This is a genomic window from Acinetobacter pittii ATCC 19004 = CIP 70.29 (assembly GCF_000369045.1).
Classification (GTDB): domain Bacteria; phylum Pseudomonadota; class Gammaproteobacteria; order Pseudomonadales; family Moraxellaceae; genus Acinetobacter; species Acinetobacter pittii.
Genome location: NZ_KB849786.1, coordinates 44,349 through 56,220, shown reverse-complemented (window position 1 = coordinate 56,220; position 11,872 = coordinate 44,349). Strand labels below are relative to the sequence as shown.

Annotated in this window: 10 protein-coding genes; 6 read left to right on the top strand and 4 right to left on the bottom strand. The window is 39.4% G+C overall.

Annotated elements, in window-relative coordinates; translation table 11 throughout:
• The first annotated feature begins 11 nt into the window (after positions 1 to 11).
• The 3 genes from F928_RS04615 to acdA all read left to right on the top strand — a co-directional run bounded on the left by F928_RS04615 (position 12) and on the right by acdA (position 4,430).
• Positions 12 to 389, top strand: a complete 378-nt coding sequence (locus F928_RS04615) for a hypothetical protein (protein ID WP_002116027.1) — start codon at positions 12 to 14, stop codon at positions 387 to 389.
• Positions 390 to 678: 289 nt separating this feature from the next.
• The gene (locus F928_RS04610) at positions 679 to 2,481 is read left to right on the top strand and encodes an acyl-CoA dehydrogenase C-terminal domain-containing protein (protein ID WP_005072697.1); all 1,803 of its coding nucleotides are present in this window, start codon (positions 679 to 681) and stop codon (positions 2,479 to 2,481) included.
• A gap of 167 nt (positions 2,482 to 2,648) precedes the next feature.
• Entirely contained in the window at positions 2,649 to 4,430 is a 1,782-nt protein-coding gene (gene acdA / locus F928_RS04605) for an acyl-CoA dehydrogenase C-terminal domain-containing protein (protein WP_005072693.1), read from the top strand.
• 71 nt (positions 4,431 to 4,501) lie between these two features.
• Here acdA and F928_RS04600 read toward each other — a convergent pair whose 3' ends face one another.
• Positions 4,502 to 5,380, bottom strand: coding sequence for a LysR substrate-binding domain-containing protein (locus F928_RS04600; RefSeq protein WP_078210307.1), 879 nt, complete (start codon positions 5,378 to 5,380; stop codon positions 4,502 to 4,504).
• A gap of 123 nt (positions 5,381 to 5,503) precedes the next feature.
• Between F928_RS04600 and F928_RS04595 the strand changes: the two genes are divergently transcribed.
• Together F928_RS04595 and F928_RS04590 are read left to right on the top strand one after the other, a co-directional pair.
• On the top strand, positions 5,504 to 6,214 hold the full coding sequence (locus F928_RS04595; protein ID WP_005072687.1) for a glutathione S-transferase family protein: 711 nt from the start codon (positions 5,504 to 5,506) through the stop codon (positions 6,212 to 6,214).
• Between the two features lie 165 nt (positions 6,215 to 6,379).
• Complete coding sequence (locus F928_RS04590; protein WP_002116490.1) at positions 6,380 to 6,862, top strand: phosphate-starvation-inducible protein PsiE; 483 nt, start codon at positions 6,380 to 6,382, stop codon at positions 6,860 to 6,862.
• A gap of 38 nt (positions 6,863 to 6,900) precedes the next feature.
• Here the strand turns inward: F928_RS04590 and F928_RS04585 are convergent, their stop codons facing one another.
• Positions 6,901 to 7,284 carry an RcnB family protein gene (locus tag F928_RS04585; protein ID WP_005072685.1) on the bottom strand — a complete coding sequence of 128 codons (384 nt, stop codon included), beginning with the start codon at positions 7,282 to 7,284 and terminating at the stop codon, positions 6,901 to 6,903.
• 165 nt (positions 7,285 to 7,449) lie between these two features.
• Between F928_RS04585 and F928_RS04580 the strand changes: the two genes are divergently transcribed.
• On the top strand, positions 7,450 to 7,896 hold the full coding sequence (locus tag F928_RS04580; RefSeq protein WP_002116392.1) for a hypothetical protein: 447 nt from the start codon (positions 7,450 to 7,452) through the stop codon (positions 7,894 to 7,896).
• 249 nt (positions 7,897 to 8,145) lie between these two features.
• On the opposite strand, the gene F928_RS04575 is transcribed toward F928_RS04580, so the two are convergent.
• On the bottom strand, positions 8,146 to 9,609 hold the full coding sequence (locus F928_RS04575) for a phospholipase D family protein (RefSeq protein ID WP_002116040.1): 1,464 nt from the start codon (positions 9,607 to 9,609) through the stop codon (positions 8,146 to 8,148).
• Between the two features lie 75 nt (positions 9,610 to 9,684).
• A complete protein-coding gene (gene znuD, locus F928_RS04570; protein ID WP_005072682.1) occupies positions 9,685 to 11,760 on the bottom strand; it encodes a zinc piracy TonB-dependent receptor ZnuD in 2,076 nt (691 codons plus the stop codon).
• Positions 11,761 to 11,872: the final 112 nt, after the last annotated feature.

Genomic DNA, 11,872 nt, shown 5'->3' with positions numbered 1-11,872 from the left:
AGGCTTTAAATATGAAAATGACAGCAAAAATTGCATTATTCAGTGCGGCAATTGTAACAATGGGAAGTTTGGCTGCGTGTCAATCGACAACTCAACCACCTAAACCAGAGCATGGAATGATGCAAGATGGCCCACGTGAGGGTCACCACCGTATGAAGCACCGTGAGTTCACCCCAGAACAAAAAGCTGCATGGGAACAGCACCGCGCAGAACGTCAAGCTCGCTTTGAACAAATCCAAAAAGCATGTGATGGTAAGGCCAATGGACAACCCGTAAGTGTTCAAGTTGGGGATAAGACACTTGAAGGGACTTGTAACCTTCGTTTTGAACCTAAACGCCCTCAACCACCTGTTAATGCCCCTGCTCCTGCACCAGTTCAAGCAAAATAATTCTAAAAATCATAAAACAAAAGGCGCCTATAGGCGCCTTTTGTTTATACATAACTGTTTACGATTTTGACTATTTGTATCATATAAACATAACCAAAAGTATTTACACTCAAAGCACTTACATAGTTTCAGCATTTTTTTCTTGACTTTGCAGTCACAAAGTAAAGGTCCTGAGGTGCTTGTACAGTTATGCAAGTTGTTGCACGATGTAATAGTCCAAGGTGCCTCATGGCACATTATCATAGATTAAGATTATAACTCTGGTTTCACCAGTATTGAGGAACCCGATATGCCACAATACAAAGCGCCCTTACGTGATATGCAATTCGTTTTGCATGAATTATTAAATGCTGAAGAACACTATGCAAAATTACCTGATTTCCAAGGTAACGTAAGCCGTGAATTGGTTGATCAATATTTAGAAGCTGCGGCGGACTTCTGTGAAAATGAGCTTTCTCCTTTAAACCAAGTGGGCGACCGTGAAGGTTGTACTTGGAATGATGGCGTAGTCACTACTCCAACAGGTTTTAAAGAAGCTTATCAAAAATATATTGAACTTGGCTTTCCGTCTTTATCAGCAGAAGAACAATACGGTGGTCAGGCCTTACCTAACTCTTTAGGTATCGCAATTTCTGAAATGGTAGGTAGCTCTAACTGGGCATGGGGCATGTACCCAGGCTTGTCTCACGGAGCTGTACGTACGTTAGAACATCACGGTTCTGATGAACAAAAAAATACTTACTTACCAAACCTTGTTTCAGGTGTTTGGACAGGTACGATGTGCTTAACTGAGTCTCATGCAGGTTCAGATTTAGGTATTATCCGTACTAAAGCAGAACCAAATGCTGATGGTAGCTATGCAATCTCTGGCGAGAAAATCTTTATCTCTGCTGGTGAACATGACATGGCTGAGAACATCATCCATATCGTTCTTGCTCGCCTACCTGGTGCACCAAAAGGTACTAAAGGTATCTCATTATTCATCGTTCCTAAATTCAATGTAAATGCAGATGGATCTATTGGCGAACGTAATGCGGTACGTTGTGGTTCTATCGAACACAAAATGGGTATTCATGGTAACGCAACTTGTGTCATTAACTTTGACCAAGCTAAAGGTTACTTGATTGGACCTGAAAACCGTGGTTTGAACTGTATGTTCACCTTCATGAACACAGCACGTATTGGTACTGCTGTTCAAGGTTTAGCAGCGTCTGAATCATCTTTCCAAGGTGCGTTAACTTACGCGAAAGAACGTTTAGCAATGCGTTCACTTTCTGGTCCTAAAGCTCCAGAAAAAGAAGCAGATCCTATTATCGTTCACCCTGCTGTTCGTAACATGCTTTTAACTCAAAAAGCGTTTGCTGAAGGCGGTCGTGCTCTTGTTTACTTACTTGCTCAATACGCAGATATCGTTGAAAAAGGCGAAACTGAAGAAGAGCGTAAGTTTGCTGACAACATCTTGTCTTTATTGACTCCAATTGCAAAAGCATTCTTAACTGAAACAGGTTCTGAATCTGCTAAGCACGGTGTACAAGTCTTCGGTGGTCATGGCTTTATTTCTGAGCATGGCATGGAGCAAATCGTACGTGATACACGTATTGCTTGCTTATACGAAGGTACAACTGAAATTCAAGCGCTTGATTTGTTAGGTCGTAAAGTATTGCAAACTCAAGGCGCAATGCTTCGTGATTTCACCAAGATCATCCATAAATTCGTAGAAGCAAACAAAGACAATGCTGCTATGAAAGAATTTGTTGAACCGCTTTCGGCACTTAACAAAGAATGGGGCGATCTTACTATGCAAATCGGTATGCGTGCGATGCAAAACCCAGATGAAGTCGGTGCTGCTGCTGTAGATTACCTATACTTCGCAGGTTATATCACTTTAGCTTACCTATGGGCTCGTATGGCGCTTGTAGCACAAGAGAAATTGGCAGAAGGTACAACCGATGTTGACTTCTACAATGCGAAAGTAACTACTGCTCGTTTCTACTTCAAGAAAATCTTGCCACGTGTACGTTCTCACGTAGATGTGATCGCAGGTGGTCTAGATCCATTAATGTCATTAGACGCTGAACATTTCGCTTTCTAACCATAGTTAGTTGCGATATGCAATGTTAAAAAACAAAAAAGGACTGCTCAGTTTTGACGGTCCTTTTTTTATAAAATCAATGATAAATTTACACTTTAAATTCCATATCCATTTCGTTTTACAGGATATCTAGCACAGGCCAATGTGCACAAAAAAGGTGAACGATTATGCCAATTTACAATGCTCCTTTAGCTGATATGAAATTCATCTTAAATGATGTATTTAAAGCAGAACAATTTTGGCAGTCTAATGAGAAACTCGCTCATGTAGATGCTGCAACAGCTGAAGCAATTTTAGAAGAAATGGCTAAATTTGCTCAGAACGTGACTCATCCATTAAACCGTACCGGTGATGAAGAAGGTGCTCGCTATGAAAACGGCGAAGTATTCACACCAGCTGGTTTTAAAGATGCATTTCGTCAATATGCAGAAGGTGGTTGGATTGGCTTAGGTGCCGATGAGGAATGGGGCGGTCAAGGCATGCCAAAAATGCTCACCGTTCTTTCTGATGAAATGTTATTTACGACTAACCCATCTTTCATGCTTTACCCGCTTCTTTCAGTGGGTGCAGGTATGGCTTTAAGCAGCTACGCATCTCAAGAACAAAAAGAAACTTATTTACCTAAAATTTATTCAGGTGAATGGTCAGGTACCATGTGCTTAACCGAGCCACATGCAGGTACTGACTTAGGTATTATCAAAACTAAAGCAGAACGTAATGAAGACGGTACTTATAACATTACCGGTACTAAAATTTTCATTACTGGCGGTGACAACGATTTAGCAGAAAACATCATTCATTTGGTACTTGCTAAAACTCCAGATGCCCCTGCTGGTTCACGTGGTATCTCGTTATTTATCGTACCGAAATACCTTGTAAATGAAGATGGTTCTTTAGGCGACCGTAACCATGTTGGCCCAGGTTCTATTGAACATAAGATGGGTATCAAAGCATCTGCAACTTGTGTGATGAACTTTGATGGAGCTAAAGGTTACCTCGTTGGTAAAGAAAACGAAGGCCTTGCTGCAATGTTCGTGATGATGAACTACGAACGTTTATCAATGGGTATTCAAGGTTTAGGTGCATCTGAATTTGCTTATCAAAATGCTGCTCAATACGCGACTGACCGTTTACAAGGCCGCAGTGCAGCTGGTGTTCAATCACCAAATAAACCTGCTGACAGCATTTTAGTGCATGGTGATGTACGTCGTATGTTGTTAAATGTACGTGCCAATAATGAAGCATCTCGTGCATTTGCTGTCTATGTAGGTCAACAACTCGATATTACTAAATTCTCAACTGATGCAGCAGCAGTGAAAAAAGCCAATGACCGCGTTGCGCTTTTAACTCCAATTGCAAAAGCTTACCTCACAGATACAGCATTCCAAGCAACTTTAGATGCTCAAATGGTATTTGGTGGTCACGGCTATATCCGTGAATGGGGTATGGAACAATGTATTCGTGACCTTCGCATTGCTCAAATCTACGAAGGAACCAACGGCGTTCAATCTCAAGATTTAATTGGTCGTAAAACCATTAAATGTGGCGGTGCATTCATTGCTGAATACATCACTGAAATCCGTGACTTTGCAAATGACCTAGACACTGACTTGAACTTCATTAAAGATGCAACTTTAGATGCTGCAACTGAAATTGAAGCAATCACTCAGTTTATTATTGAGCAAGCTGCTGAGAATGTAGAGTTCCCGAACTCAGCTGCGGTTGATTATTTACATGCGGTTGGTTTACTCAGCTTCTCATATATGTTTGCAAAAATTGCTGCCGCTGCTAAAGATAAGTCTGGTGATTTCTATCAGAACAAACTTGCTTTGGCTCAGTACTTTGTTGAACGTATCTTGCCAGATATTGATGCGCGTATTGCTAAAATCAAAGCTGGTTCTGACTTAATTATGGGCTTTAGTGAAGATTACTTTACAAATCAAGCTTAATTAAGTTCTTTATAAAAAACGCCTGAATAATCAGGCGTTTTTTATTTCTAATCATAAAAGATAGATAACTTTTACGTTTTTAATTTCTCGACCAAGAAGTCGGCTGTAATATTGACACTGGGTAAAAGCCCTCGTCTTGTCAACATCAATAAACTTGTCGTTACGCTACCAGCAGACCAGTCTGGCAAAACATGAATTAAGCTACCCTCAGATAGTTCATTCATACAAAAAGTTTCAGGTAAAAGCGTAATACCCAATCCCCTTTTTGCAGCCCCCTTTAAGATCTCCGACTCATTTGCTACAAAGCGGATGTTTGGACGTACTATCTCTTTCTGACCATTTATATTTTGAAAATGCCATGGATTCATTTGCAATTCAGGCCATAAGCCTTCGTGTTTAAGCAAATCTTCTGGTGTATGTATAGGAGCCGTTTTCTTTAAATATGTAGATGCTGCAACAGCAATAATTTTGTCATTTTTAAGTACACGTTGAATTAATCCAGAATCCGGCAGTGGTTGAAAATGACTACGGATCACAATATCAAAGTTTTCGCTCATAACATCAACGTAACGATCAGTTACCTCTACTTGTAATAACAACTTAGGATAACGTTCTGCAAGTTCAGGCAAACAATCAGATAGAAGATACTGAGCAATGGGCACAGAAGCACTGAGCCTGACTACACCACTTGGTTCTTGTTGTTGTATTAATAGATTTTCTTCTGCATAACGAAACTCATCTACTGCATTTTTGGCATGTTGATAAAACAGTTTTCCTGATTCGCTTAAGACAAAACTACGTGAACTACGATGAATTAACGTTAAGCCCAGCTTATTTTCTAATATTGCAACACGCTTACTAATAGTTGATTTAGGTAAATTGAGCTGTTTAGCTGCGGCAGAAAATCCTTGATGCTCTACAGCAACAACAAAGAGATAAACATCATTCAAGTTTTGTCTAAGTAGCATTATTCAATGTCCATATATGTAGACAATAAGTTTCATAATACCTGACTACTAGAAACTTTTCTGTCGACTTATGATGATTTTACATATCAAAAAAGAGTAATCATCATGTCAACTTTCACTTTATTTTATGGCGTCCCTTCTGGCTGCTCATTTGGTTCAATTGTTGCCTTGGAATGGTCAGGTTTACCTTATCAACTCTGTAGAATTGAGATGCCGGCTCAGTGTAATACCGAGGAATACCGCAGAATTAATCCAATGGGTGAAACGCCTGCACTGCTCTACGATAATGGTAAAGTTTTAACGGAAAGCATGGCTATCTTGAACCATGTCATGGCAAAAAGCCTGAATGCGGCTTTTCATTATGAACAAGGAACAGAACAATTTAATCTCTTTAATCAGAAACTAGCTTTTTTGAATACGACTTTATTCAATGCATTTAGCCCACTCTGGTATAGTCTTGAACACTCTTCATCAGAAAGTAATAAACAAGCATTACGTGAATATGGAGCAGTCCAAGTTAAAAAAGCATTTACCGCTTTAGAAAATAGTCTGATAAATCAAACTTGGCTAATGGGCGATCAATTGTCTTTTGTAGACGGATACTACGCAGGTATCGCACGATGGTTGAAATATCATAATGTTATTGATATTGATCAATTTCCAAACTGCAAACGACTTTATGAACAATTACAAAATGAGGCGGCGGTTAAATTTGCACATGCAATTGAACAAGAACAATCCGTAAAGAGTACAGGTAACTTTTTAGGCCATATTGTATTTGAAGATGTCATTCAACAATATAAAAATTTGAAATAGTCTTTGTATTTATAGTGGATATCACCTTAGTTAGTACCTGAGTTGAATTAAATCTTCATAAAAACGCCGGAATAATCAGGCGTTTTTTATTTTGTATTTACTATTTCCATTGGCACAAAATTTGTTTAATTTCTAAACATTACGAAGTAAACAAAAGATCTTATTATGCCTGATCCTAAAAAATACGAACGAATACTTGACCGTTTCGGACATTACGCCGTAGAAGCCTTCCATTATTTAGCCTTGTTTATTATCGGGTGTATGGTGGCATGGTCGGCAGCCAATACAGTTTTTGAAATTCTGACCGTCAAAAAGTATGCTTCAATTGATGATATTTTATTATTATTTATTTACTTAGAACTTGGAGCAATGGTTGGAATTTACTTTAAAACCAATCATATGCCTGTACGTTTTCTTATTTATGTCGCGATTACGGCCTTAACCCGTCTACTCATTTCAGATATTCAACATGATCATAAAGCGGATATCGATCAAGTCATTATTACAGGCTCAATTTTGATTTTAGCCTTATCTATTTTAGTCGTACGATTTGCTTCATGGCACTACCCATCAGTGATGAAAGAGAAACATGCAAAAACCTCAAATAATTTGAAAACCCCTCAACCGCAAGATGACGAGTTGGCATAAAAAAAGGCCTCAATATCGAGGCCTTTTTATTTTTACATTTAACGAACTCGGTAAATGTTGTGTCTTGAGTCTACTAATAAGTATTGATTAGGGGTTTTAACCCAGTGGTATCCACGTGGTGGCGCGTATAAACGGTGCGCTCTCCAGTCCGAAACATAATAACGGCTATGGCGATATTGGGTAGGAATACGCTCACCACGTTTAAAAGCAACATAGTTACCATAATGCTTACCACGATCAGCATTTGACCAAACTGGCGCTCGGTGATCATTACGATAATCATGACGGCGGTCATCACGATGCTCATATCGATCATAGTTTTTACCATGGTCATTGTTCCAACGGTGTCCAGGATCGGCCATCGCGGTAGCTGATATACCTAACATTAATGTCGAAAGTACAAGAACGATTGGCTTTTTCATGGCCTATTTCCTTTTAATCTTGATATGAAGCTAGATTAAAAGAGACTCAAGGAGAAACCATGAATAAAACCGCTTTGATTGCTAAACTTTGTAATGACTATAAAGAAAATATGAAGAATCTGTATCTGTGCTACCATTAGCATTTTTCAAACTAGGTCAATTGCTGTGTCTGAAATCAGTTTTGAGCGTCTTCATCAATTTTTTTGCAAAGTTCCAAGTGTACAAGAAGCCCGTATTATGGCTCATGGAGCAGATGGCGAACATGCTTGGTGGTTTAAGTTCAGTATTGACGTAGAGCATGCACTTGCATGGCAAACAGTTCAAGAATTAGGTCATGTTTTAAATTATCTATCGACAAATGAACGCCTACCCACATTATTCTTTCCTGTTTCACCACCACCTTATATGAACGGTGAAGCGAAAGACTTTTTATCATGGATTATTCAATGTAATCATCCTGAATTCTCTCCGGATGTGGTTTGTGATTGGCTTGAAGCGCGTTTGCCGAATCCTGTTGACGATGAGTCGCAGTGGAAAATTAAGACGGATTTGAGTGAAATAGAAAAGTTAGATGATAAAGCGTTGGATCAATTGATTCCGCCAGCGCCTTAAAATATTCAAAGTTTTATTTTCTATTTTTAATTAGCACGACAGGGTCTTACCGCTTTAATTTCTATTTGTAGTAGCTAATTCGTTACTTTGGTTTCGCCCAAAGTAACCAAAAGCATTTGTCATCCACAAAACCTGTTCACTGTTTTCGCTTATCTAATTTTATTGCAAAAACAATTTAATCTCAGATTTTGGGCAGGTTGTGGATGACTCTAGGCACAAGCCATTTTTGGAAAACTCCAAAGATAGTGATTAAAAAGTCGATAACCCTGACCATTCCATAAAACGATAAATCCAATACTTCACTTTAGATTCATCTGCATACTTCGCGTAATCCACGCTCATCTGTCTATCTTTTAGGTTTGACCACGAGGTATTGAAGTAATCTTGCGCATCTTTAAAGACTTGATCTTGAACTTTGCCAATGACCAACATATCCGTTTCAAGGTTGTAATTTTTTAAATTACGGGCCGTAAAGTTGGCGGATCCTACAATTAATTCAGCGTGTTGGGCGTTATATTTCAAAATCATTTTGCTATGGTTCTGCTCGCCATGAGTATCACACCAACGGATTGGAATACCGACAGCATGCAACTCTGAAGCCACCTGACGGTTTGGAATACCATTCTTTTGTCGACCAAATGCATCTTTATTTGGATCAAGTAAAACACGAACAATAACACCTCGTTCTTGAGCACTTTTTAGAGCTTTAATAATCTTACGTTCAGACAAATAGAACATACTTAAATCAAGATGTTCTTTAGGTTTAGCCGTATTAATTAATTTTAATACAGCTTCATAGATTGCGCCTTCAGTTAACACCTGCACTTGAGGCTTGCTAACGTCTTTTTCAAAGTCACCTAAAATGAGCGATGGAGAGCTACTGCCTGACATTTGTGCAACGGCAGCTTCAGTTTGGAGAACATCAGCAGCTGTTGCCCCTGTTACAACCAACGCGACATTAGAGTGTCTAGAACTACCATCGTGTGGATTTGCTGAGGTCACCAATGACTTCCAACCAGCATCGGTATCGACCACAACAGTCTTACGGTGATTGGCCTTAAAATTAAATAAGTTTAGATAGCTGCGCAGTGTAATTTTTTCATCACCGAATGGATTCGGTAACCAGCCCTTTTCAGGGTTATTGCCAATATTTTGACAGCAGATATACCAAAAACCTGACCAGAATGGATTAGAAGCTCGTAAAGGAGCTAAATTCGTTTCAATCACATCAACACCTGCCTGACGTAACTGACGGTAGTGTTCAGGGCTGATACCACCATAAACCGAGTTAATCGGGTCGGTAATCATAACGATCTGAATTTGGCGGTTCTGTCTTTTCTTACTTACTAATGCATCGGTTAGCTCTTGCATTAATGGTCTTTGCTTGAGTTTGGAGTCACCCACTTCTGAGTTAAACAAGAACATATCCACCACAATTGTGGTTTTTGCCTCATCAATCATTTTCAAGATTTCATCAAAAATATGCTGGTCAACCTGCTGTTGCCCTTTTGCATCAAGATAAGTTTTGTCTGCTAAAAATTTAACATCGGCATGTCTAAGCTTGCCACTAAAGTTAATCCCTTGTGGTAATGGTTTTACTGTGTGGTAAATTGCTGACGCAACATATGCAATAACAACAACGCAAAGTAATACCGCCATATAACGACGCCCTGACCAATTTATTTTTTGATGAATTCGTTGAAAAATACGCATAAAAAAGACCTAACTTGATGGTTTCAAATTAGGTCTTTTGGATTGATTTTTCAAGTTTAGTTTCGTGTTAAAGCCTTAGAAACTAAAATCAACACCTACAGTAAAATTACGTCCAACTTGTGGAATATTTGATAAGAATGAAGCATGTTGATAAACCGTGTCATCTAACAAATTATTTGCTTTCATATAAACACGATAATCTGTTTTTGCACCATATTGTCCAGAATATGCCACGCCAAGATTAAGCATGTTGTAGCCTTCAGTTTCGGTCTCGTAAGCTGCGATCTTATCTTGGTTAAAGACATGATAGTACTCGGCAGAACCACTAAAACCATCGCCAAAGTCTGCATCAACTTTAGTACCTAAACGTCCCGCTGGAATACGTGGGGCATTACCCTCTGCATCAATTTTACCGCGCACATAATCACCAAAAGCACTGATCTTGTACATTGGGGTAATTTGATAACCAATTTCACCCTCAGCACCATAGAAACGAGCTTTATCTTGAGTATATTGAACTAAACGGAAGTCTTTATAACGGTCAAGGGTTTGCGCATAGATGTAGTCATCAAACCAGTTATGGTAAACATGAAGATGGTAATCAAGTTTGTTATTATCAAAATGCAAACCTAACTCAACATTATTCGATTTTTCCTTACTGAGTTGATCATTTCCTAACTCATAAGTATTTGTCGCAAAGTGCCCACCATTTGCATATAACTCTTGAGCTAAAGGTAAACGTTCCTGATGTGAAGCGACAAAAGAAAGTTTGTAGTTCGGTACAAACTCCCAATTCGCAGCACCTGCGTAAGAAAATGCCGAACCATCAAAATCTTGTTTAGAGTTGTCGTCTACATCAATTTCTTGCTGATCTGCACGGGCAGAAAGCTCAAAATGTACGTCTTTCCATTGTTTATGTTCTAAAGCAAATACACTCCACTTTTTGGTAGTGGTCGGGGCCATAAATGCTTCTTCGCCAGTTAAATCTAATTTCTGTTGACCTAACTGTGCGCCAATTACCCCTTCCCAACTTGCAATCGGGTTATGTACTAACTCAATGCGTCCATCATAGCCTTTGTTTTGGAATCGGGTTGCAATTGCGCCCTCTTCAATTTCATCATGCTGATAGTCAGTATAGCTTGCTTGCGCACGTAACTTTTGGAAGCCTGCAAATGGATCATTTAACTCAGTTTTAAAATCATAACGCTCAGATTTTAAGTCAATCCATGGGCCGCCGTGTTCGTGCTCATGTTCTTCATGTTCATGATCGTGAGTTTCTTCACCCTCTTCATGTTCATGGTCTCCACAATGCAGATGTGGTCTTCCACCTAGATGAGCGCTACAACTTTCATATTCATGGCTATGCCCCGGTAAGCCATATTGATCCCGACGGTTGCTATAAGAAATACCCGTATAACCACGGTCATAAATCCAAGACAAACCAACGTTAACTGAATCACCCTGCGCAAAGGTATTGTCTACACGGCGCTCTTTTTCACCTTCATGAATATAATTGGGCGCAATATAATTATTCGCATCACGAGTTAACCCCTCAACACGTAAAGCAACTTGGCTGCCCAAGCCAACAGTTACGCCAGCACTCGCTAGTTTTTCATCACTTCCAGTGTTGTAACGTAAGCCAACTTGTCCTTCATAACCATTTTCAGGCATTTGCGTAGGGATCTTGTTATCAATGACGTTAACTAAACCACCGACAGTCCCCGCACCAAACAATAAAGTTGAAGGGCCGCGAATTACTTCGACTTGTTTCGCAAGCACAGGATCTACAGTGACGGCGTGGTCAGGAGACAACGTCGATACATCAATATTTTCTGATGAATTTTGAAGAACTTTAACACGTGGTCCATCTTGTCCACGGATGACTGGACGGCTCGAACCAGCCCCAAACTGATTCGCGTAAATTCCCACTTCACTACTGAGTGCATCCCCAATGGTAGCAGCGCCTTGCGACAGATGCTTTTGATCAACCACAGTATCTGCAACAGCAAAATCTTGTGACGTTTGCTCAAGTGGATGAGCCTTAATTCGAATGGTTTCTAACTTTTCAACATTTTCACTTTCTGCTGCAAATACAGGTACCGATATTGCAGCCAAAATGGATAAGGTCAAAATATTTTTATAAAACTGCATTGGATGTGTCCCGGATCACGATATGTTTTATTTTGTTATATTATAACATTTCAATTGTATTGCAATAAAAAACATTTTTAATCTGATGATTCGCTAGACTGTTTGCTTGGAT